We start from the raw sequence: 22,653 nt of genomic DNA, 5'->3' as shown, positions 1-22,653 counted from the left end.
CGAGCTTGCTCGCGATAGCGGTGGGTCAGTTTGCATCGATGCTGAATGTGCTGCCGCCATCGCGAGCAGGCTCGCTCCCACAGTTGACCGAGCTCTTTCAGGAAGAATGCGGTCAGAATGTGGGAGCGGGCTTGCTCGCGAATGGCCGCGACGCGGTTCAGCGGGCGATGGCGTGCTTGCGCAGCTTCCGGTAGAGAGTATTGCGGCTGATGCCCAGTTGTTCGGCGGTGTGGGTCATGTGCCAGCGCTGGCGCTCCAGGGCATCGAGCAGCGCCAACCGTTCGGCATCTTCCAGCGGGCGTTCCGCCACGGTTTCAACCAACGCCACCGGACACTGGCGAATCATCGCCGGCAGATCCTCCAGCCCGATCCGCCCGCCGTCGCACAACGCAGCAAGGGTGCGCAGCACATTGCGCAGTTGCCGCACGTTGCCCGGCCAATCAAAACTCAACAATGCCTGGCGCGCCGGTTCGTCGATGGCAACTGCTTCGGCGCCCGCTTCTTCGGCCAACAGAAAATCCAGCAACTGGGACTTGTCGCTGCGCTCGCGCAACGCCGGCAAAGGGATCTCCAGGCCGTTGAGGCGATAGTACAAGTCCTCGCGAAAACTGCCGTCGCGCACCCGATCAAGCAACTGACGGTGGGTGGCGCTGATGATGCGCACGTTCACCGCTTCGGGTTCGCCACCGATGGGCACCACTTGGCGATCTTCCAGCACCCGCAGCAAACGGGTCTGCAAGGCCAGGGGCATGTCACCGATCTCATCCAGAAACAGCGTGCCACCGTCGGCCTGTTGCAGCTTGCCGCGCATGCCTTCCTTGCGCGCACCGGTGAAGCTGCCGCCGCGATAACCGAACAGCTCACTCTCGATCAGGCTTTCCGGGATGGCTGCGCAGTTAAGCGCCACGAAGTTTTTCCCGGCACGCTGGCTGGCGTGATGCACGGCTTTGGCGAAGGCTTCTTTACCAGAGCCGGTTTCGCCATGGATCAGCAGCGGCACATCGCGCTCGAACACCCGCAGCGCCTTGCGAAAATGCTCTTGCAACACCGCATCCCCCAGGCAGATGCCCGGTAACCGGGCGGGCTCGATGGCTTTAAACGCAGGGACGACCGGGACCGGCACACTGCGCGGCTGCCCCCGCAACACGGCAAACAAGTGCCGCCCGTCACGGGTGCGCAACGGCCAACTGGCGCTGGCCTGGGTGCTGGCCCGTCCGAGCAGCTCATCCAGTGAACAATCGAAAAAGTCTTCCACCCGCTGACCCAGCAAGCCACCGCGAATATGCCCCAACAGGTTCAGCGCGCTCTGGTTGACCGCGCTGATCCGCCCTTCGCCGTCGAACGCCAGCAGCCCCTCGCTGAACAACCCCACGGACTCGGCCTGCAAGTGAAAACGCAGCAGCCATTGATTGTCGAAGCAGCGCAGGAAATAGCAGCTCTCGATCATCTTCGCCGAGAGGTTGACCAGGGCCATGGTGTGGAACTGGCTCTGGCGCGACACGTCCGGCCGGGCCGATGACACATCCAGCACCGCGAGCAGTTCGCCATGGGGATCGAAAACCGGGCTGGCCGAGCAGGTCAGGCCGGTGTGGCGGCCGCGAAAGTGTTCTTCCTGGTGAATGGTCAGGGCCTGGCGCTCCACCAGGCAGGTGCCGATGCCGTTGGTGCCTTCGCAGGCTTCGCTCCAGTCGGCGCCGAGCCAGAGGCCGGCCCGTTCGAAAATCTTGCGCTCGCTGGGGGCGGTGACACAGTTGAGGATCACGCCGCGCGCGTCAGTCAGCAGCACCGCGTGGCCGGCGCCGGAGAGTTGTTGATGCAGGCTGGTCATTTCCGTGCCGGCGATGTGCAACACCTGTTGCAGGCGCTCGCGGCTTTCCAGCACCCGGCCATGCTCAAGCACCGTCGGCGCCAGGTTTTGCGCCGGGTCGAGGTGATAGTCCTCAAGGCAGCGCAGCCAGGAACGGGCAATCGACGGATCGCTGCCAGGGCCCTGCAAATGGGCCTTGCCCTGGGTGACCGTCAGGACTTGTTGGGCATGGCGACTCAAGTGGTTGCTGTGCATTTCTTATTATTTCTCCTCGAAGGACCTGCCTCACTGGAGCAACTGTTTAACATTTAACCAATGTTCAACACTTAACCTGTGGCGAGGGGATTTATCCCCGCTGGGCTGCGAAGCAGCCCTGAAACCTAAGCATGCGGTGTATCAGATTGATCGAGTTGGCTGCTTTGGGGGCTGCTTCGCAGCCCAACGGGGATAAATCCCCTCGCCACAACTTTGCTGGGCAGGCCAACTGGTGAGGCCCAGCATCCTCCAGCCCACCCACCTTTGCAATGCTGGCGCGACCTGTCAGTCACAGACTGTCTCGCATCTGGCACAAACTGTCACACCCGCTGTATCGCTATCGTCACGCAGGGCATCCGTTTGTCCGACGAACTGCTCCTAAAGTCTTGATTTACGGGCCCTGCAAGGCAGTGGCCCGACCTTTGCTCTAGGCTTAATTACCAGCGCTCAATTTTGCGCGGCCTCCCGTATAAGCACAAAAGCCAAGGAGAACTCATCATGCGTTACGCTCACCCCGGTACTGAAGGCGCTATCGTTTCGTTCAAGAGCAAATACGGTAACTACATCGGCGGCGAGTTCGTCGCGCCTGTCAAAGGTCAGTACTTCACCAATACTTCCCCGGTCAATGGCCAGCCCATTGCCGAATTCCCGCGCTCCACGGCCGAAGACATCGAAAAAGCCCTGGACGCCGCCCACGCCGCTGCCGATGCCTGGGGCGCCACGTCCGCCCAGGCCCGTTCGCTGGTCCTGCTGAAAATCGCCGACCGCATCGAAGCGAACCTTGAGGTTCTGGCGATCACCGAGTCCTGGGACAACGGCAAGGCCGTGCGCGAAACCCTCAACGCCGACATCCCCCTGGCCGCCGACCATTTCCGTTACTTCGCCGGTTGCCTGCGCGCCCAGGAAGGCAGCGCCGCCGAGATCGACGGCAACACCGTGGCCTATCACATCCATGAACCGCTGGGCGTGGTCGGGCAGATCATCCCGTGGAACTTCCCGCTGCTGATGGCCGCCTGGAAACTCGCCCCGGCCCTGGCCGCCGGTAACTGCGTGGTGCTCAAGCCCGCCGAGCAAACCCCATTGGGTATTTGCGTGCTGATGGAGCTGATCGGCGACCTGCTGCCGCCCGGCGTACTGAACGTGGTGCAAGGCTTCGGCAAGGAAGCCGGTGAAGCCCTGGCCACCAGCAAGCGCATCGCCAAGATCGCCTTCACCGGCTCGACCCCGGTCGGCTCGCACATCATGAAATGCGCGGCCGAGAACATCATCCCGTCTACCGTGGAATTGGGCGGCAAGTCGCCGAACATCTTCTTCGAAGACATCATGCAGGCCGAGCCGAGCTTCATTGAGAAAGCGGCCGAAGGCCTGGTGCTGGCGTTCTTCAACCAGGGTGAAGTCTGCACTTGCCCTTCCCGCGCCCTGGTGCAGGAGTCGATCTACGACGAGTTCATGAAAGTTGTGATGAACAAAGTCCTGCAGATCAAGCGCGGCGACCCGTTGGACACCGACACCATGGTCGGCGCCCAGGCGTCCGAGCAGCAATTCGACAAGATTCTTTCGTACCTGGAAATCGCCAAGGGCGAAGGTGCCGAACTGCTGACCGGCGGCAAGGTGGAAAAACTCGAGGGCAACCTGGCCACGGGTTATTACATCCAGCCAACCCTGCTCAAGGGCACCAACAAGATGCGCGTGTTCCAGGAAGAAATCTTCGGCCCGGTGGTGAGCATCACCACCTTCAAGGATGAAGCCGAAGCCCTGGCCATCGCCAACGACACCGAGTTCGGCCTCGGCGCCGGTCTCTGGACCCGCGACATCAACCGCGCCTATCGCATGGGCCGGGCGATCAAGGCCGGTCGCGTCTGGACCAACTGCTACCACCTCTACCCGGCTCATGCGGCGTTTGGTGGTTACAAGAAGTCCGGCGTGGGTCGTGAAACCCACAAGATGATGCTCGACCATTACCAGCAGACCAAGAACCTGCTGGTGAGCTACGACATCAATCCGTTGGGGTTCTTCTAACCTGCGGGAAATTTGTGCCCGGCCGATCGTTCCCACGCTCTGCGTGGGAACGCCTCTACGGACGCTCCGCGTTCGGCTCTTTGGGACGCGGAGCGTCCCTGGCTGTGTTCCCACGCAGAGCGTGGGAACAATCAAGCTTGCATCCCTGCTGTATGCAACACACCGGTTCCAAGAGCAGCCCCGCTCCAACAGGGCCAAAAAACAATAAAAACAGGTAAACCCTTATGCCAAGCGATCAAGCAAACCCGCAACCGGCAACGTCCTCGGTCGACTTTGAAAAAGTCGGCTCCGAATACTTCCAACAACGCGAACTGAAAAAAGGCGCGGCGGGCTGGGTCCTGCTGGTGGGCCTGGGGGTGGCGTATGTCATTTCCGGGGACTACGCCGGCTGGAACTTCGGCCTGGCCCAGGGCGGTTGGGGCGGGATGTTTCTTGCCACGCTGCTGATGGCCGCGATGTACCTGTGCATGTGCTTTTCCCTGGCCGAGCTGTCCTCGATGATTCCTACCGCCGGCGGCGGCTATGGCTTTGCCCGTAGCGCATTCGGGCCCTGGGGCGGGTTTCTCACGGGCACGGCGATCCTCATCGAATACGCCATCGCCCCGGCGGCGATTGCCGTGTTCATCGGCGCGTATTGCCAATCGCTATTCGGCATTGGCGGCTGGATGATCTACCTGGCGTTCTACATCATCTTCATCGCCATCCACATATTCGGCGTGGGTGAAGCGCTCAAACTGATGTTCATCATCACCGCCGTCGCTGCCCTGGCGCTGGGCGTGTTTCTGGTGGCGATGGTGCCGCACTTCGACGTCGCCAACCTGCTGGACATCCCGGTCACCGCAGCCACGGGCGCCAGCCCATTCCTGCCGTTCGGCTATGTCGGCGTGTGGGCAGCCATTCCGTATGCCATCTGGTTTTTCCTGGCCGTGGAAGGCGTACCGCTGGCGGCTGAAGAAACCAAGAACCCCAAGCGCGACCTGCCGCGCGGCCTGATCGGCGCCATGCTGGTGCTGGTGGCGTTTGCCCTGCTGATTCTGGTGATCGGCCCAGGCGGTGCGGGTTCCAATGCGCTGATGGCTTCGGGCAACCCGCTGGTGGAAGCCCTGGCCAAGGCCTACGGCGGCTCGACCTGGATGGGCAACTTCGTCAACCTGGTGGGCCTGGCGGGCCTGATCGCCAGCTTCTTCTCGATCATCTACGCCTACTCGCGGCAGATCTTCGCGTTGTCTCGCGCCGGTTACCTGCCACGCAAGCTCTCCGAAACCAATAAAAGCAAAGCACCGGTATTGGCGCTGATCATCCCCGGCATCATCGGTTTCGGGCTGTCCCTGACCGGCCAGGGCGATCTGCTGATTCTGGTGGCGGTGTTCGGCGCCACCATCTCCTACGTGCTGATGATGGCCGCGCACATCACCCTGCGCATCCGCCGCCCCAAAATGGACCGGCCATACCGCACACCGGGCGGCATCTTCACCTCGGGCGTGGCCCTGGTGCTGGCGTGCATCGCCGTAGTAGCGGGCTTTCTGGTGGATCCGCGGGTGGTCATCGGCGCGGCGATCATCTATGGAGTGTTAATTGCTTACTTCGCGTTCTACAGTCGGCATCACTTGGTAGCAGGCACGCCCGAAGAAGAATTCGCGGCCATTCAGAAAGCTGAAGAAGCCTTGCACTGAGTTGTAAAACGCCGAAAACCACGGCGCCGCCCAGCGGCGCCGTCACGGAGAACCTGTATGGCCAGTTTTGCACACACGGTCGGCGCCCAGACCTACCGCTTCGACAGCCTCAAAGACCTGATGGCCAAGGCCAGCCCGGCGCGTTCCGGGGATTTTCTGGCCGAGGTCGCGGCGCTCAACGATGGCGAACGCGTAGCAGCGCAAATGGCCTTGGCCGACCTGCCCCTCAGCCATTTCCTGCAAGAAATGCTGATTCCTTACGAGGACGACGAAGTCACCCGACTGATCGTCGACACCCACGATAAACAGGCCTTCGCCGCCGTCAGCCACCTCACCGTCGGCGGTTTTCGCGACTGGCTGCTCAGCGATGCGGCCGACGAACACAGCCTGCGGGCGCTGGCCCCGGGCCTGACCCCGGAAATGGTCGCCGCCGTGTCGAAGATCATGCGCGTGCAGGATCTGGTGCTGGTGGCGCAGAAAATCCGCGTGGTGACGAAATTTCGCGGCACCCTCGGCCTGCGCGGGCGGCTGTCGACCCGCCTGCAACCCAACCACCCCACCGACGAACCCGCCGGGATCGCCGCAAGCATCCTCGACGGCCTGCTCTTCGGCAATGGCGACGCCATGATCGGCATCAACCCGGCCACCGACAGCACAGCGTCGATCTGCGCCATGCTGGAAATGCTCGACGCCATCATCCAGCGCTACGACATCCCGACCCAAGGCTGCGTGCTGACCCACGTCACCACCTCCATTGAAGCGGCGAACCGTGGCGTGCCCCTGGACCTGGTGTTCCAGTCCATCGCCGGCACCGAAGCGGCCAACGCCAGTTTCGGCATCAACCTGAACATCTTGCAGGAAGGCTACGACGCCGGGCTGAGCCTGAATCGCGGCACGTTGGGCAACAACCTGATGTATTTCGAAACTGGCCAGGGCAGCGCCCTGTCAGCCAACGCCCACCACGGTGTCGATCAACAGACCTGCGAAACCCGGGCCTACGCCGTCGCACGGCATTTCAAGCCGTTTTTGGTGAACACGGTTGTAGGATTCATCGGCCCGGAATACCTGTACAACGGCAAACAGATCATCCGCGCCGGCCTGGAAGATCACTTCTGCGGCAAGCTTTTGGGCGTGCCGATGGGTTGCGACATCTGCTACACAAACCACGCCGAAGCCGACCAGGACGACATGGACACTCTGCTGACCCTGCTGGGCGTGGCCGGAATCAACTTCATCATGGGCATCCCCGGCTCCGACGACATCATGCTCAACTACCAGACCACTTCGTTCCACGACGCCCTCTACGCCCGCCAGACCCTGGGCCTGAAGCCGGCGCCGGAATTCGAAACGTGGCTGGCGAACATGGGCATTTTCACCCAGGCCGATGGCCGGGTGCGGTTCGGCGACAACCTGCCACCGGCGTTTCGTCACGCATTAGCTCATTTGGGATAAGCCGCATTTGGGATGAGAGAACTGCCCATGGATAAAAAACCTGTAGATCCACAAAACCCTTGGCTGAATCTGCGCAACCTCACCCCGGCGCGCATCGCCCTGGGACGCACCGGCACCAGCCTGCCAACCTCGGCGCAACTGGACTTCCAGTACGCCCATGCCCAGGCCCGCGATGCGGTGCACCTGGCGTTTGATCACCAGGGCATTCGCGCACAGTTAACCGAACGCGGCCGTGAAAGCCTGCTGCTGCACAGCGCCGCCAGCGACCGCAACAGCTACCTGCAGCGCCCGGACCTGGGCCGACGGCTCGACGAGTCCTCCGTACAAATCCTGGAGGACTACGCAGCGGCCAATCCCGGCGGCGTAGACCTGGCCATCGTGGTGGCCGACGGCCTGTCGGCGCTGGCGGTGCATCGGCATACCTTGCCGTTCCTGGCGCGGCTGGAAGAACAGACCGCCGCTGATGGTTGGTCAACCTCGCCAGTGATTCTGGTGGAACAGGGCCGCGTCGCGGTGGCTGATGAGGTGGCGCAGAGGCTCGGCGCAAAAATGTCGGTGATCCTGATCGGCGAACGCCCCGGCCTCAGTTCCCCCGACAGCCTGGGTTTGTATTTCACCTACAACCCCAAGGTCGGCCTGACCGATGCGTATCGCAACTGCATCTCCAACGTCCGCCTTGAAGGTTTGAGCTACGGCATGGCCGCCCACCGCCTGATCTACCTGATGCGCGAGGCCTGCCGCAGACAGCTCTCGGGGGTCAATCTGAAGGACGAAGCCCAGGTCCAAACTCTAGACTCGGAAAACACCGCCGATATGAAAGGTAACTTCCTACTGATGCCGCCCCGAAGCTGATCCGTTTACAAGTTTGCGTTTTTGATCCGCTTTCAGGCAGCATCGAAGCACGGCAGAACGCCGTTGTTGTCCGAGTATCTGTCGACCTTTGCAGACGAGACCTACTATGCGGATTATCCAAGCGACCCTGGAACACCTGGACCTGCTGACCCCATTGTTCGTCAAATACCGGGAATTCTATGGCTCGCTGCCCTACCCGGATTCGTCCCGAGCCTTCCTCGAAAAACGCCTGCGCCGCAAGGAATCGGTGATCTACCTGGCGTTGCCTGATGACGATGACAACCGGTTGCTGGGCTTCTGCCAGCTCTATCCAAGCTTCTCGTCACTGTCGCTCAAGCGCGTGTGGATCCTCAACGACATCTACGTCGCCGAAGACGCCCGCCGCCAACTGGTGGCCGACAACCTGATCCGCACCGCGAAAAAAATGGCCAAGGAAACCAACGCCGTACGCATGCGCGTCTCCACCAGCAGCAACAACGAGGTGGCGCAGAAAACCTACGAGTCCATCGGCTTCAAGGAAGACACCGAGTTCAAGAACTACGTGTTGCCGATCAGCGAAGAGCTCTGACCCGATTACCGCGGACTGATCGTTCCCACGCTCCCGCGTGGGAATGCCGCCAGGGACGCTCCGCGTTCCGCTTGACGCAGAGCGTCACGGGATGCATTCCCACGCGGAGCGTAGGAACGATCGATAACCCCTGTGGTTGGGTGAAACGTTGTGGCGAGGGGATTTATCCCCGCTGGGCTGCGCAGCAGCCCCAGAACCTGAGCACGCGGTGCATCAGGCAGACCGGGTTGGCTGCATTTGGGACCGCTTCGCGCTCCAGCGGGAGCAAGCTCCCTCGCCACAGAGTTCTTCACCCAGCCAGAAGCCTCCCGACATCCCCCGCTACAAACTCACCACGCACACCACCCTCGACCTCGTATAATGCCGCTCTTCCCGGCTTGTAAGAAAAAGCTACACGCGCTGTAGCCTTACTCGAAGCCCGACCCACAGGCCCCACCCAGTCAGGCCGCGACCACAGGTGCTTTGCATGGATTTCAACCCCCTCGACCTCATTCTGCATCTCGATGTGTACCTCGACCTGCTGGTGACCAACTACGGGCCGTGGATCTACGCCATCCTGTTCCTGGTGATCTTCTGCGAAACCGGCCTGGTGGTGATGCCCTTCCTACCAGGCGATTCCCTGCTGTTCATCGCCGGCGCGGTAGCCGCCGGTGGCGGCATGGACCCGGTGCTACTCGGTGGCCTGCTGATGCTGGCGGCGATCCTCGGCGACAGCACCAACTACATCATTGGCCGCACCGCAGGCGAACGGCTGTTCAGCAACCCGAACTCGAAAATCTTCCGCCGCGACTACCTGCAACAAACCCACGACTTCTACGACAAGCACGGCGGCAAAACCGTGACCCTGGCGCGCTTCCTGCCGATCATCCGCACCTTCGCCCCCTTCGTCGCCGGCGTTGCAAAAATGCCCTACCCGCGCTTCTTCGCCTTCAGCGTCCTGGGCACCATCCTGTGGGTCGGCGGCCTGGTCACCCTCGGGTTCTTCTTCGGCAACGTGCCATTCATCAAGCAGAACCTGTCGCTGCTGGTGCTGGGCATCATCCTGCTGTCGCTGGTACCGATGATCATCGGCGTGATCCGCAGCCGCCTCGCCGCCAGCGCCTCGAAAGCCCATCCGCGCTGATCGCCCATGTGGTCCCTGAGCGGCTGGCGCCGGCAACGCACCCTCGCCAAACATCCCGTCAGCGAGGAAACCTGGCAGCGGGTGCGTCACCAGTTGAGCTTTCTCGACGGCATCAGCGCCACCGAGGACCAATGGCTGCGCGAAGCCTGCGTACTGTTCCTGCATGACAAACACCTGAGCGCCCTGCCCGGCGTCGAACTGCACCAGGAACAACGCCTGCTGCTCGCCGCCCAGGCCCAATTGCCGCTGATGCACCTCGGCGACTTGAACTGGTACCAGGGCTTCCACGAAATCGTGCTCTACCCCGACGACTTCCTCAGCCCCCAGCGCTACCGTGACGCCAGCGGCATCGAGCACGAATGGGACGGCGAACACAGCGGCGAAGCCTGGCCCCAGGGCCCGATCATCCTGGCCTGGGACGGCGTGCTCGCCAGCGGCGGCTGGGACGGCTACAACCTGGTGATCCATGAGCTGGCGCACAAACTCGACATGCTCAACGGCGACGCCAACGGCCTGCCACCGCTGCATGCCGACATGCGGGTCAAAGACTGGGCCGACGCCATGCAACAGGCTTTCGACGACCTCAACCGCCAACTGGACCAGGATCCGGACGCAGAAACGGTCATCGATCCCTACGCCGCAGAGAATCCGGCGGAGTTCTTCGCCGTCACCAGCGAATACTTCTTCAGCGCCCCAGACCTGCTGCACCAGGCGTACCCGCGGGTCTATGAACAGCTCAAGGCGTTCTACCGCCAGGACCCGCTGGCCCGGCTGCGGCAACTTCAAGCCGAAGATCCGGTCTATCAGGCGTCATACTAAGGTCTCTAAGACCCTTGTAACGTGGCATCGACGGCCGAATATGCCTATAATCGCCGCCACTTTTTGGTCAATCCGACCAGTCATTTGGTCAACTAACGGGGGCACCGCCCAATGAGCTACAGCAAGATTCCGGCTGGCAAAGACCTGCCGAACGACATCTACGTCGCGATCGAAATCCCGGCCAACCACGCCCCGATCAAATACGAAATCGACAAAGACAGCGATTGCCTGTTCGTTGACCGTTTCATGGCCACCCCAATGTTCTACCCGGCCAACTACGGTTTCATCCCCAACACCCTGGCCGACGACGGTGACCCCCTCGACGTGCTGGTCGTGACCCCTTACCCAGTCGCCCCAGGCTCGGTCATCCGCGCCCGTCCGGTTGGCATCCTGAACATGACCGACGACGGCGGCGGCGACGCCAAAGTCATCGCCGTACCGCACGACAAACTGTCGCAGCTGTACGTCGACGTGAAGGAATACACCGACCTGCCAGCCCTGCTGATCCAGCAGATCGAACACTTCTTCGAGAACTACAAGGATCTCGAGAAAGGCAAGTGGGTCAAGATCGAAGGCTGGGCCGGTGCTGACGCCGCCCGCGAAGCGATCACCAAGTCGGTTGCCGCCTACAAAGGCTGAGACTGAAGTAAAGAAAAACCCCGGTTTGCACCGGGGTTTTTTATGTCTTAATAATGATAAATACAAAGTTGTATTAATACCGTTTAACCCCGTTTAGCCCGCCCCTTTCAAATCCTGCAAACGGAAAGATCGTCTTATATATTTGCACGACTTGTTTATTGCCGAAAACACAGTCGCCCCTAAACTTTCCGTTTATGAAAATACTTTCCAGTGGCGACCGCTTCAGAGCCCTTCTAAAAGAAGCGAATATCCGATCCGCCGACTTCGCGAAGTTATACGGCGTGAAATCCCAGCACATAAACAACTGGTTCAACCGTGGCATCCCGCCAGGGCGCATCTACTCCATCGCCAGCCTGCTGACCGTCAGCCCGCAATGGCTCGCCACCGGCGAAGGCCCGCAGACCCCACTGGGCCTGGGCCCTGGCATCACCTATGAAGCCGCCGAAAACGATGGCGTCTACAGCGTGCAAGAAACCACGGACATCGAACTGCCCCTCTACAAGGAAGCCCCCATCGCCCCCGGCGAAACCAAAACCCACATCATCGAAATCCCCGACCAAACCATCCGCCTGCCCCGCAGCCACCTAGAATCCCTGGAAATCGACCCCGGCGACGCCATCTGCACCACCATGGTCGGCGACAGCATGGCCGAACGCATCGAAGACGGCTCCACCCTCGCCATCGACCGCGGCCTGACCCAAATCGTCGACGGCCATATCTATGCGCTTGAGCACGACGGCATGCTGCGCATCAAATACCTGCACCGCATTCCCGGTAATCGGCTACGCCTGCGTAGCCATAACTGTGCTGCGTATCCTGACGAGGTCTTCAGCGCCGAACAGATCGAAGCGCAACACATCCGGGTAATCGGCTGGGTGTTCTGGTGGTCCACCCTCAACAAACGGAGACCGCCGGTGTTCGACTAACCCACCCAAGGCCAGAAACCGTGGCGGGAATTGTGGCAGGAGCCGTGGCAGAGGCTGTGGCAGAAGCTTTTGTGGCGAGGGAGCTTGCTCCCGCTGGGCTGCGCAGCAGCCCCCTGCTTTCCCCCTGAATCACCCCTAACCCAATGATTCCACACCACTTACCACTGGGATTCTGAAGCAAACCCGCGTATCCTCCGCCCCACATTTGCGAGCCCACGCTCGCACCGACAAGGCAGATCACTTTCTGACCAAGTCCCACAGCCGGCCGCAAGAGCCGGATGTACGTTTTGAAGGCTGGTGAGGTTTGTCAAAAACGAACTGAGTTAGTCAACGAGAAGCCGGCCATAAGCCGGCTTTTTAATGCACGCAAGAAATTTATCCTCACTTTCCAAATCTTTACAGCCTTGTTGTATGAAGGATTTTGTGGAAGCTCTGGTCGCTGAGTAGCCAGCCTCTCTGGATAGACCTTTGAATGCTAGCGTCCATGAGTGAGCTAGGAAAACATAGCCCTGTCGATGGTTGCCCTACTCCTGAAGGGCGTGTTGCAGCTGAGAAAGGCATTCGGAACCTCGCTTGATCTCACACTCCCAAATGGTAATAACCCTCCAGCCGAGGGACCTCAAGGCGTAAACATTTTCGAGGTCTCTCTCAACATTTCTGGAAAATTTTGCTGCCCAGAATTCGCTCCGGGTCTTAGGTGTAGTAGCGTACCGACACCCCGCATGGCGATGCCAAAAACATCCATGTACAAATATACAGGTCCGTAGTTTGGGAATTACAATGTCAGGCTTCCCTGGGAGGTCCTTGCGGTGCAGGCGAAAGCGGTAACCATTGGCATGAAGGAACCGGCGCAACGCAAGCTCAGGCTGCGTATTTTTGCCGGTTATTGCTGCCATCATCCTCGACCTGGTCTCTTTATCTACAACATCCACTTTCGATTACCTTTGGCAGATGTAGCTCATGAATTGTGACAACCCTTTACAGGTCGTGGATCTCTTTGCCGGCCCCGGCGGCCTAGGTGAAGGGTTCTCTTCACTCAGTGGGGGCAGAAGCTTTGATATATTAGTCTCTGCCGAGATGGATCCGTTCGCTCGATCCACACTGAGACTTCGCGCATTTTATCGAGCGCTAAAAAAATACAACCCAGCAGCCCTTGAAGATTATTATTATTACTGCGAAACGGCTGGTGTGGCACAACCTTGGAGCTCAGACAGTTATAAAGAATGGCAACATGCCGACACCGAAGCTCGTCAAATTAAACTCGGAAGCGTAGAAGGAAATGCCGAACTAGACCGGATTCTGGAGAAACGACTGGATACCAGTAAGCCTTGGGTATTAATTGGTGGACCTCCTTGTCAAGCTTATTCAATTGTTGGGCGCGCGCGCAACAAAGGAAATATCGACTACAAAGCGGAAGATGATCATCGTCACTTTTTATATAGGGAATACCTGCGAATAATCCAGAGAAAGCGCCCTGCTGTATTTGTCATGGAAAACGTCAAAGGAATTCTTTCCTCAAAAGTTGGTGGCACGCAAATTTTCCCCCAAATACTCCAAGACCTTGCCGACCCTGATGCGGCGCTGGGGATAAAAAACGGAACCGGAAAAAAATATAAAATCTGCTCTTTAGTTTCAGATGACATCTATGAATCTGGGATGGAGCCAGACTCTATAGATTTTAATAATTTTATAATACGCGCAGAAGATTACGGCATTCCGCAAGGTCGCCACAGAGTTATACTAGTAGGCGTATCTGAGGATTACGTTGGCGGCATAAGCGAACACAAACTTGCATCCGCTCCACCTGTCACCGTTAGGGACGTTCTTGGAAACCTCCCTCCACTGCGCAGTACACTCTCCAGAGGAAATGACACCCCAGACAAGTGGTGCAACGAGATTTTGAGACATCTCGAAACCCTACATAGGGATCTTATTTCGTCCGAAAAAAAGGATCTCACTTTAGAAATGAAACTTAGGATATTTCGAGATTCTTTTTCGGGCGGAAGTTTAAACAATGGAGGACTACGCGTTAAAAAAACCAGCTCTTGGAGTGGATCAGTAAACTCGGACGAACTAAATTCTTGGCTTACAGACTCTAAATTAGGCGTTTGGCTCAACCACGAAGCTCGAAGCCACATGAGCGCTGATCTTAAGCGCTATATTTATGCGTCAGTCTTCGCGCAGGCCCATCACTACTCTCCAAAGGGTCATCAAGAATTCAATCTTCCTGGATTAGCACCTGACCATAAAAACTGGGAAAGTGGTAAATTTAGTGATCGTTTTCGGGTTCAAATTGATCGCCAGCACTCTTCTACCATAACCAGCCACATCTCGAAAGATGGACACTATTTCATTCATTACGACCCTAATCAATGTCGCAGTTTGACTGTAAGGGAAGCGGCCAGATTACAAACCTTTCCCGATAATTATTTTTTTCTGGGAAATCGCACACAACAATACCATCAAGTCGGCAACGCCGTTCCTCCTCTACTTGCAAGTAAAATTGCGAGAGTAGTCGAGCGTATTATCAAGGGTAGAATCTCCTCTCAGCGTCCCGAAAGGAATGTGGCCTCCATGATCAGCTGAAAACGGGGTTGCTACGGTACATAACGCAACGCCACCAACGAATCGGACTTGCGACATAGCTAAATTTGTGTAAAGAATGGTGGCCAATAGATGTCATGCCTTGTCGGCTAATCTATGATCAAAGCCATGCTGCGCGGCAGGATGGACTGCAAGGAATTAACACCAGCCCGCAGGGGGACAAGGATGCTTCTGTTCGAGACCATTTCGATTGACTTCCGTACCGGAAGGCGGCTGCGATGAAAGAGGTTCAACACCCTCCCCACGCAGCCTCCTTGCTCGAGTCAATGCGATCTATTGGATATACATTGGATTCGGCCGTGGCGGATTTGATAGATAACAGTATCTCCGCCCACGCAAAAGAGATTTATATCGAGTTCCGCCCTAACGATACTCCTTACATCGCGGTTATAGACGATGGAAAAGGTATGTCGCATGAGGCGCTACAGAACGCGATGCGACACGGCAGTAAAAATCCCCTTTTAGAAAGAAGCGGAGAAGATATGGGCCGCTACGGCTTAGGATTAAAAACCGCTTCCATATCTCAATGCCGGCGCATGACAGTTATTTCGAAACAAGATGCGAACATAAGTGCCTATTGCTGGGACCTTGATGTCGTTATCGAAAAAGGTGCCTGGGTAATGCTTCAGCTAGAAGCATCAGAATACCAAGCTCTACCTCATTTTAATCAGCTTTCGTTGCAGAAAACTGGAACAATCGTATTGTGGCAAAACTTAGATAAATTACTTATTGGAGAGACAGATCCAGAAAGTGCGCTAGGCATGAAGATGTTGACCGCTCGCGAGCATTTATCACTTGTTTTCCATAGATTCCTAGTTAAAGAGGGAAGCAAACCTAAAATTTCAATAGCTTTGAACGGCTCTTTAATTGTGCCGTTTGACCCGTTCCTTACCCATCACAAAGCCACACAGCCATTGGATGAGGAAATTTTTTCCGTAGAGGGCAAGAAGGTCGTGGTCAAACCCTTTATCTTGCCTCACATAAGCAAACTTAGTAATAACGACACACAACTTGTTGGGGGAACCGAGGGAGTTCGAAGCCAGCAGGGTTTTTATATTTACAGAAATAGACGACTAATCATTTGGGGCACATGGTTTCGCTTGGCGCGAAAAGATGAGCTGAGCAAACTTGCGCGCGTTCGGGTGGACATTCCAAATGCGCTCGATCATCTTTGGACCTTAGACATAAAAAAATCGGCTGCCCACCCTCCTGAGATAGTCCGATTAAATCTGAAACGAACCGTAGATAGAATTAGAGCCGTAAGTGGGCGAACCATCACTTTTAAAGGCCGAAAAGTCTCTGACTCTGAGGTCGCTACTGGATGGAACGAAGTTATCGATAGATCAGGGGTCCGATTCGATATCAATCGAAAGCACCCACTAATTTCAGAGTTTTCTAAGTCTCTCGATAAAGAAGGGAGAATGCAGCTCAATCTGATCCTAGGCGTTATCGAAAGCTCCTTCCCCGCAGACGCCTTGTATAATCGGATGGCGAGCGATATCAGATCTGACTTCGCCAACGACAGTTCAGTCGAAAGCATTAACGGCATGATCGCCGATCTTCTGAGCAATATGCCTTTGGACTCACCGGCTCGAAAACAACTGCTAATGTCCCTCCACTTGATTGAACCATTTAATTTGTATCCGGCGCTGACAAAAAAAATCATTGAGGAATATGAGTCATGAGTGAGGCTTCCAGGAAGGTATTGTCAGCGAACGCTCGACGTTTGGAACTAGGTGTTATCACGGCGCTGACGGTGGATGGGATTCCAACCGAGGGAGGCATTTTAGACTTAGCCTCCACTCTTCGGTCAATCCCACCCTATACAGTCACCGACGAGGAGTTTGAAACTGTTATTAAGCGACTTCATGAGGCCCTTACAGTTGACATGGGATTGGGAGACTGTGTTTACGACGAACAAAACCCATGGTTAAGAGCACGAAAAGCCGAAATCGACCCATTTTATTGGAATCGCTATAAAACAGACCTTTTGAAACAAGGTTGGGGCCCCAAGGTCGTTAATTCTCTAGACAAGGTTACAGATGAGATCTTGGATTTGATGGGAGATCCATCGGGTCGCACCGGATGGCCTCGTCGGGGCTTGGTAATGGGCGACGTTCAGTCGGGGAAGACGTCAAATTACACTGGTCTAATCTGCAAAGCAGCAGATGCCGGTTATAAGCTAGTGATTCTGTTGACGGGCACGTTAGAAAGTTTGAGACGGCAAACCCAAGAACGTTTGGACGCGGGCTTCGTTGGGCTTGATAGTTCGGGCGTCGTTAATAACAGAAAACGCCATAGAAAAGAAATCGGGGTAGGATTAATTGACGCTGCGAGGTCAGCAGGGGTTTTTACATCTACAGTAGGCGACTTCAAGGCAACAACTGTAAATCAGTTAGGATTTAGGTTAAGAGACTATAGGGAACCGGTACTCCTTGTAGTAAAAAAAAATAAGCGGATTCTCGAAAATCTTGCCGACTGGCTGGTTAACTATAATGCAAGTGCAGGTGGAAATATTGACATCCCCCTACTGCTGATTGATGACGAAGCAGATAATGCGTCCATTAATACAAACCCCAAAAAAGCAACTGCGATAAATTCGGCCATACGAGGGTTGCTAAAAGTTTTTCCGAGATCCAGCTACGTTGGATTCACCGCCACTCCCTTCGCGAATGTATTTATAAATCCCGACACCACGAACAATGTTGAGGGGGATGATTTATTTCCTCGTGATTTTATTTACACCTTGGAAGCCCCTACAAACTATGTTGGGGCAAGCCGGATTTTCAGCGAAACATCTGATTTGAAATGCTTAGAGGTAATTCACGACGCGGAAGAATATTTTCCTCGTGGGCAAACCTCTGATAGCAACATAGAGGGTGTTCCCCCCTCTCTAATAGACGCTGTTGTGTGCTTTTTTTTGGTTAATACACTGATGGATATTCGTGCGAGTATGCCAAAGCACAGATCCATGCTAGTAAACGTGAGTCATTTCACACTAATACAAGATCAAGTAAGAGATATCTTGGACCATGAGGTCCGCCTGATGCAGGGTGACATTCAGAATTATGCATCATTGTCCTTCGATGAGGCGATACAAAACCAAACCATAAGCACTCTTTTTAATAAGTTTCAACGGCATTTTTCCAATTTGGAGGTATCTTGGGGCCAAGTCCAAGCCCAGCTTGTGGCCTCCACACTACCGATTCAAACTACGGCCGTAAACCAAAAAAGTGGACCAGCTAGCCTAGATTACACCGCCTACAAAGAACATGGACTAAGAGTTATAGCGGTAGGCGGTAATAGCTTGGCGCGTGGTTTAACGTTAGAAGGACTGTGTGTCAGTTATTTCTACAGATCTACTCAGATGTACGACGCGTTGCTTCAAATGGGGCGGTGGTTCGGCTATCGCGTTGGCTATGAAGATCTGTGTAAAATCTGGATGACTGAGGAAACCGCTGATTGGTATGCCCATATTTCGGAGGCCACCGACGAACTACGTAATGAAGTGCGTCGAATGCAGAACTCGCGCCTTAAACCAATTGACTTTGGATTGCGCGTAAGGTCTCACCCTGAGTCACTACTCATTACAGCCAGAAATAAAATGAGGGACTCGGACGAAATAATACAAATCATTTCTATAACTGAAGAAAGTTTAGAGTCGCCTAGATTATTGAAAGACCCTTCTATAGTTACCGCCAACTATAAGGAAGCACAAAGTTTCGTACGTTCAGTGATCTCGTGCCCAACTGCAAAACCTGAGAATGGCTCCTTTCCGGTATGGCGATCCGTACCGAAGCAATTGGTTGTAAAATTCTTAAAGGCATTTGTCAACCATCCCCTTAGCATCAAACTACAAACATCGAGCTTGGCAGAATTTATCGAGAAATCAAATGACGACAAACTCGATCACTGGGATGTGGCTTTACCAACAGGTAGCGGAGATTCAATCAGATTTGTTGGTGACATAGAAGTAAAAAGGCGAATTCGGAAAATCTCCATTGATGAAAGTATCAAAGCCTTGCTTGTTAACGGAAACAAACTTCGAGTGGGTTCTGCAGGTGATGAGAAAGTGGGATTATCTGAAACTGAAGTTCAGGCAGCAGACCTTCGTTTCCGAAGCGAGTCCAAGAAAAGCGTTCAAACAATACCAGGTAAAGCATATGCTGCTGTAAGGCAGGCGCCGCTGCTGCTGATCCATTTGATTCAACCGAGAGATGAGAGCAATGAGGAAATCGCTTATACGCTTCCGCCCGATTGTGATGCGCTGGTGGCAATAGGTCTAAGCTTCCCCTCTCTTAACGTGTCGAGTCACCGAGTCGCTTATCGTATTAACCTTGTCGAACTCAGAAATATTTTGTCTGGAGATAATCCCTCCATAGACGACAACGATGATGAGGACGATGAAGATGATGAATAAGGTTAAATCCATCTGGACGGCGATTAAATCGGAAGGTGTCGGATCCGGTTTTCGCCGAATTGACGCGGAGCACTTACTCGATTTTTACGCAGGTGTGGACTCAATGGGCCGGCTCACACTCCTGTTGATTACACAAAAAAACCCTAGTATTGAGTTGGAACTCCAATCAGTAAAAATTCACAGCGTGCTCCGAGAAGATAACCAATGGTCTCTACTTTTCATATTAGAAAAACCTGAGCTTTCCGAGTTATTCTTGCTCTTCTGCGGAGACCTAATTGAATCCTCACGTCAATGCGGGGAGAAATCTAGAGGCCTTCCATTTGTTTTAGCTCGCCTTGTTAGCTGGCGCTTGCTATTTGAACGGGGGAATTTCGATTTATTGACCGAAGGGCAAGTTCGAGGATTGACTGGTGAGCTTCTTCACCTAAAGACATTAATTGGGACTATTAGCGCATCAGCGGCAGTTCAGAGCTGGAAAGGACCCGATCGAGCTGATCAGGACTTCCAATTTGAAAAAAACGCGTGGGAGGTCAAAACAATTTGGCCTGCGGCGAATGAGGTTATAATAGCCTCAGAAAGACAACTTGACTTCACCCAACGAGAGTTGGAGCTCATTGTTATCGAGCTCGGTAGTGGATCTGAGGATACGGAAGCTGGCTTCACACTGAATCAGTTGATTGATGAAATTCGAAGAACAATTAAATCAGATTTTGATACGTATTCAGCATTTGAAAGTGCGCTACTAAGATCTGGCTATGTTATACGCCCCGAATATGACGCGTGGGTAATGACTCTAGGAAAAGTAACCCGCTATAAAGTCAGCGCTGGTTTTCCCTGTATTCGCCCACAAGATCTATCACCAGGAATTCGTAGTGTCAAATACAAACTAAATCTCCAAAGCTGCATCCCTTTTCAGATATAGCGCACGGGTAAGTCATATGGATCTCCTCACATTTCATAAAGACATCATAGAAACCGTCCGTTCAAAAGCCGAATCTTCGCGCGACTTTATTCGCACCACATTTGTGGAGGAGTGCGGAGAGAGGCTGGTAGAGGCGGAGGAGCTTCTTTCCTTCGAAATGTGCAGATTTGAGGGCGTCAATGGAAAGCGCAAAAGACTCCGAGTGGATGGCTATTCATTCGATGATGCCGACAACTCTATGGCTCTTTTGATAGCTGACTTTTTTAATGAGGATGAAGTGCCCTCGTTTATTACTTCCGATGCAAAGGCTGCACTCGGTGATTTGCGGGCCTTTCTTGAAGAGGCATTGGAGGGTAATTTAACTGACGGTAGTGTAGACGAAAGCCAACCAGGCTTTGGCTTCGCATGTGACTTAATGAATTGGCATTCGAAAATAACGAAATACCGTTTCTATTTCGTCAGCGATGGCATGCTAAAAACTCGTCAGAAAGGATGGCCTGAAGATGCCGTGAGCGGTACTCCTGTCGAATTCCATATCTGGGATATCGGACGATTTCATTCAGCTTATATCTCAGCTACTGGACGGGATGATCTTGTTGTTGATTTTTCGACAAACGAAACGAGCGGTCTGAAATGCCTTGCTGCTGCCGAATCTCAGGGGGACTATAGCGCTTATCTTTGCATGATTCCCGGCGACACTTTAGCGGATATATACGACATTTACGGCAGCCGATTGCTTGAAGGTAATGTTCGAACTTTTTTGAGTACAAAAGGCAAGGTGAACGCTGCAATACAAAACACGATTCGTAATCAGCCAGAGATGTTTTTTGCATTCAATAATGGAATTGCGGCGACTGCTGAAAACGTTGTACTAGAGGAGGATGCGGGGGGGGGGATGCGTATTCGAAGCGCGGTGAACCTTCAAATTGTGAACGGAGGACAAACCACGGCATCGTTAGCGTTTGCAAAGAGAGGTGGTACTGCACGTAAAGACTGCTTGGACCTCTCAAAAGTTATGGTGCAGATGAAACTTTCTGTTCTGCCACCGGAAAAAGCTGGGGAATTAACTCCGGAAATTGCACGTTACGCGAATAGCCAGAATAAAGTTAGCGATGCAGACTTTTTCTCCAATCACCCGTTTCATATTCGCCTTCAAGAATTCTCTCGACGACTGTTCACCTCGCCCAAAACTGGGGCACAATTTGGAACACATTGGTTTTATGAGCGAGCTAGAGGTCAGTATTTTAATGAACAAGCCAAGCTCACAAGCGCACAAAAAAACCACTTCTTAGTACAGAACCCAAAAAACCAGCTATTTACAAAAACCGATGTTGCAAAATATGAAAATAGTTGGCGCGAGCAACCCCATAGAGTAAGCATGGGGGCGCAAAAAAACTTTATATTTTTTGCTGACATCATTTCAAAATCATGGACATCGGACGGCAAGACTTATAACGAAGAGTACTTTCGCAGCATAGTTGCTCTAGCTATAATCTTCAGAAAAACGGAGTCTCTAGTTAGCCAACAGATATGGTACCAAGGGGGTTATCGTGCAAACATCGTAACCTACTCGATCGCTAAGCTTCATAATTTGATATCTGAGGACGCACTGGGCAAGCAATTCAACTTCAGAGCTATTTGGGACCTACAGGCTGTTCCGCAGGCACTATGCGACCAACTATCTATAATTGCAGAAAAAGTTTTTCTCGTGCTTACCGATCCTGACAGACCCAAGGATAACGTCACTGAATGGGCAAAAATGCAAGCCTGTTGGGAACAAGTAAAGAACACCAAAGTAAAGCTAGTTTTAAACTCAGATGATTTTCTTCAGGATGTGCGCCTCTCTGTTGAGGATGGAAAAAAATCGAAGACGATGCAAAAAACAGATGATGGCATACAACTTCAAATTATGGTCGTAGACTTGCCCGGCGCGGAATGGACACGTCTATTAAATTGGGGGGTCAAGAAGGGGAAACTTTCGCCCAAGCAGGTTAGTCTATTGAGCATCGCAACTCAAATCCCCCATAAGCTTCCTACAGAACGTCAGTGTATAGAACTTTGGAAACTACGGGGACAGATGATTGAGGACGGCTATCTTGCTCTATAAATGCGTGGAATTTCATTGATTAGTCTTTTTTATATCCACCTTAGTTTTCGGAAAGGTCTTGCTATGCAAGACCTTTTTTGTGACCGAAGGACAGCTTGCGTCACGCCCTACCTCACCCTCAACAATATCCATTGGCAAGCAGACATTCCGAATCAACTGTAAGCAATAGCGCAAGGCGATGTCGGCTGGATATTGGGGTTGTGTCGGGGCTGCAGATTGGTCTGTAGGCTGCTGATCTATTTGGCTGATGAGCCGCTATCGAGAGCAGGCTCGCACCCACAGAGGAACGTGTATGCATATGTCGCTGCTGGCGACATGACGATAGAACGTGTCGCTGAAATCCAAAAATGGCGACACGTCAGGCATTTCAAACATAGGAATGGCAGAGCGGGTTTGCTCGAGGGAACGCATTCGCGACCGACTGCATCCTTGCAGCCAGTCGCGAAGAGGGTTACGACTCGTTATTC

16 protein-coding genes are annotated in these 22,653 nt (G+C 54.3%); 14 read left to right on the top strand and 2 right to left on the bottom strand.

Going from position 1 to position 22,653, the window contains the following annotated elements; all coding sequences use genetic code 11:
* Window positions 1–157 precede the first annotated feature (157 nt).
* Window positions 158–2,062, bottom strand: a complete 1,905-nt coding sequence (locus tag CRX69_RS07665; protein WP_107321811.1) for a sigma-54-dependent Fis family transcriptional regulator — start codon at window positions 2,060–2,062, stop codon at window positions 158–160.
* A 498-nt stretch (window positions 2,063–2,560) separates the two neighbouring features.
* Between CRX69_RS07665 and exaC the strand changes: the two genes are divergently transcribed.
* The 9 genes from exaC to CRX69_RS07615 all read left to right on the top strand — a co-directional run bounded on the left by exaC (window position 2,561) and on the right by CRX69_RS07615 (window position 12,133).
* The gene (gene exaC / locus CRX69_RS07655; RefSeq protein ID WP_092394646.1) at window positions 2,561–4,081 is read left to right on the top strand and encodes an acetaldehyde dehydrogenase ExaC; all 1,521 of its coding nucleotides are present in this window, start codon (window positions 2,561–2,563) and stop codon (window positions 4,079–4,081) included.
* 224 nt (window positions 4,082–4,305) lie between these two features.
* Window positions 4,306–5,754, top strand: coding sequence for an ethanolamine permease (gene eat, locus CRX69_RS07650; protein WP_107321810.1), 1,449 nt, complete (start codon window positions 4,306–4,308; stop codon window positions 5,752–5,754).
* Window positions 5,755–5,811: 57 nt separating this feature from the next.
* The gene (locus tag CRX69_RS07645) at window positions 5,812–7,206 is read left to right on the top strand and encodes an ethanolamine ammonia-lyase subunit EutB (protein WP_107321809.1); all 1,395 of its coding nucleotides are present in this window, start codon (window positions 5,812–5,814) and stop codon (window positions 7,204–7,206) included.
* A 27-nt stretch (window positions 7,207–7,233) separates the two neighbouring features.
* Window positions 7,234–8,058, top strand: a complete 825-nt coding sequence (eutC, locus tag CRX69_RS07640; RefSeq protein WP_107321808.1) for an ethanolamine ammonia-lyase subunit EutC — start codon at window positions 7,234–7,236, stop codon at window positions 8,056–8,058.
* A gap of 106 nt (window positions 8,059–8,164) precedes the next feature.
* On the top strand, window positions 8,165–8,626 hold the full coding sequence (locus CRX69_RS07635) for a GNAT family N-acetyltransferase (protein WP_076383489.1): 462 nt from the start codon (window positions 8,165–8,167) through the stop codon (window positions 8,624–8,626).
* Window positions 8,627–9,092: 466 nt separating this feature from the next.
* Window positions 9,093–9,749, top strand: coding sequence for a DedA family protein (locus CRX69_RS07630; RefSeq protein ID WP_107321807.1), 657 nt, complete (start codon window positions 9,093–9,095; stop codon window positions 9,747–9,749).
* Window positions 9,750–9,755: 6 nt separating this feature from the next.
* Window positions 9,756–10,568, top strand: a complete 813-nt coding sequence (locus CRX69_RS07625; protein ID WP_107321806.1) for a M90 family metallopeptidase — start codon at window positions 9,756–9,758, stop codon at window positions 10,566–10,568.
* A gap of 111 nt (window positions 10,569–10,679) precedes the next feature.
* Window positions 10,680–11,207, top strand: coding sequence for an inorganic diphosphatase (gene ppa / locus CRX69_RS07620; protein ID WP_047229468.1), 528 nt, complete (start codon window positions 10,680–10,682; stop codon window positions 11,205–11,207).
* Window positions 11,208–11,401: 194 nt separating this feature from the next.
* Complete coding sequence (locus tag CRX69_RS07615) at window positions 11,402–12,133, top strand: LexA family transcriptional regulator (protein ID WP_107321805.1); 732 nt, start codon at window positions 11,402–11,404, stop codon at window positions 12,131–12,133.
* Between the two features lie 524 nt (window positions 12,134–12,657).
* Here CRX69_RS07615 and CRX69_RS07610 read toward each other — a convergent pair.
* Complete coding sequence (locus tag CRX69_RS07610; protein ID WP_107321804.1) at window positions 12,658–13,065, bottom strand: very short patch repair endonuclease; 408 nt, start codon at window positions 13,063–13,065, stop codon at window positions 12,658–12,660.
* 28 nt (window positions 13,066–13,093) lie between these two features.
* Here CRX69_RS07610 and CRX69_RS07605 point away from each other — a divergent pair, with 28 nt between their 5' ends.
* From CRX69_RS07605 to CRX69_RS07585, 5 genes are all read left to right on the top strand, one after another.
* On the top strand, window positions 13,094–14,719 hold the full coding sequence (locus CRX69_RS07605; RefSeq protein WP_107321803.1) for a DNA cytosine methyltransferase: 1,626 nt from the start codon (window positions 13,094–13,096) through the stop codon (window positions 14,717–14,719).
* Window positions 14,720–14,955: 236 nt separating this feature from the next.
* Complete coding sequence (locus CRX69_RS07600) at window positions 14,956–16,422, top strand: ATP-binding protein (RefSeq protein WP_107321802.1); 1,467 nt, start codon at window positions 14,956–14,958, stop codon at window positions 16,420–16,422.
* Window positions 16,419–19,157, top strand: a complete 2,739-nt coding sequence (locus CRX69_RS07595) for a Z1 domain-containing protein (RefSeq protein WP_107321801.1) — start codon at window positions 16,419–16,421, stop codon at window positions 19,155–19,157. The genes CRX69_RS07600 and CRX69_RS07595 overlap by 4 nt, the downstream gene beginning before the upstream one ends.
* Window positions 19,141–20,079, top strand: coding sequence for a PD-(D/E)XK motif protein (locus CRX69_RS07590; RefSeq protein WP_157952116.1), 939 nt, complete (start codon window positions 19,141–19,143; stop codon window positions 20,077–20,079). The genes CRX69_RS07595 and CRX69_RS07590 overlap by 17 nt, the downstream gene beginning before the upstream one ends.
* A gap of 16 nt (window positions 20,080–20,095) precedes the next feature.
* Window positions 20,096–22,186, top strand: coding sequence for an AIPR family protein (locus CRX69_RS07585; protein WP_107321799.1), 2,091 nt, complete (start codon window positions 20,096–20,098; stop codon window positions 22,184–22,186).
* Window positions 22,187–22,653: the final 467 nt, after the last annotated feature.

It is taken from the genome of Pseudomonas rhizophila (assembly GCF_003033885.1).
In the GTDB taxonomy this organism is placed as follows: domain Bacteria; phylum Pseudomonadota; class Gammaproteobacteria; order Pseudomonadales; family Pseudomonadaceae; genus Aquipseudomonas; species Aquipseudomonas rhizophila.
The sequence above is the reverse complement of the archived record's forward strand: the minus strand, read 5'-3'. Positions and strand labels throughout refer to the sequence as shown.

Coding starts and splice junctions, on each gene's coding strand:
- CRX69_RS07665 (WP_107321811.1), bottom strand. CDS start 2,062: ATGCACAGCAACCACTTGAGTCGCCATGCCCAACAAGTCCTGACGGTC.
- exaC (WP_092394646.1), top strand. CDS start 2,561: ATGCGTTACGCTCACCCCGGTACTGAAGGCGCTATCGTTTCGTTCAAG.
- eat (WP_107321810.1), top strand. CDS start 4,306: ATGCCAAGCGATCAAGCAAACCCGCAACCGGCAACGTCCTCGGTCGAC.
- CRX69_RS07645 (WP_107321809.1), top strand. CDS start 5,812: ATGGCCAGTTTTGCACACACGGTCGGCGCCCAGACCTACCGCTTCGAC.
- eutC (WP_107321808.1), top strand. CDS start 7,234: ATGGATAAAAAACCTGTAGATCCACAAAACCCTTGGCTGAATCTGCGC.
- CRX69_RS07635 (WP_076383489.1), top strand. CDS start 8,165: ATGCGGATTATCCAAGCGACCCTGGAACACCTGGACCTGCTGACCCCA.
- CRX69_RS07630 (WP_107321807.1), top strand. CDS start 9,093: ATGGATTTCAACCCCCTCGACCTCATTCTGCATCTCGATGTGTACCTC.
- CRX69_RS07625 (WP_107321806.1), top strand. CDS start 9,756: ATGTGGTCCCTGAGCGGCTGGCGCCGGCAACGCACCCTCGCCAAACAT.
- ppa (WP_047229468.1), top strand. CDS start 10,680: ATGAGCTACAGCAAGATTCCGGCTGGCAAAGACCTGCCGAACGACATC.
- CRX69_RS07615 (WP_107321805.1), top strand. CDS start 11,402: ATGAAAATACTTTCCAGTGGCGACCGCTTCAGAGCCCTTCTAAAAGAA.
- CRX69_RS07605 (WP_107321803.1), top strand. CDS start 13,094: ATGAATTGTGACAACCCTTTACAGGTCGTGGATCTCTTTGCCGGCCCC.
- CRX69_RS07600 (WP_107321802.1), top strand. CDS start 14,956: ATGAAAGAGGTTCAACACCCTCCCCACGCAGCCTCCTTGCTCGAGTCA.
- CRX69_RS07595 (WP_107321801.1), top strand. CDS start 16,419: ATGAGTGAGGCTTCCAGGAAGGTATTGTCAGCGAACGCTCGACGTTTG.
- CRX69_RS07590 (WP_157952116.1), top strand. CDS start 19,141: ATGAAGATGATGAATAAGGTTAAATCCATCTGGACGGCGATTAAATCG.
- CRX69_RS07585 (WP_107321799.1), top strand. CDS start 20,096: ATGGATCTCCTCACATTTCATAAAGACATCATAGAAACCGTCCGTTCA.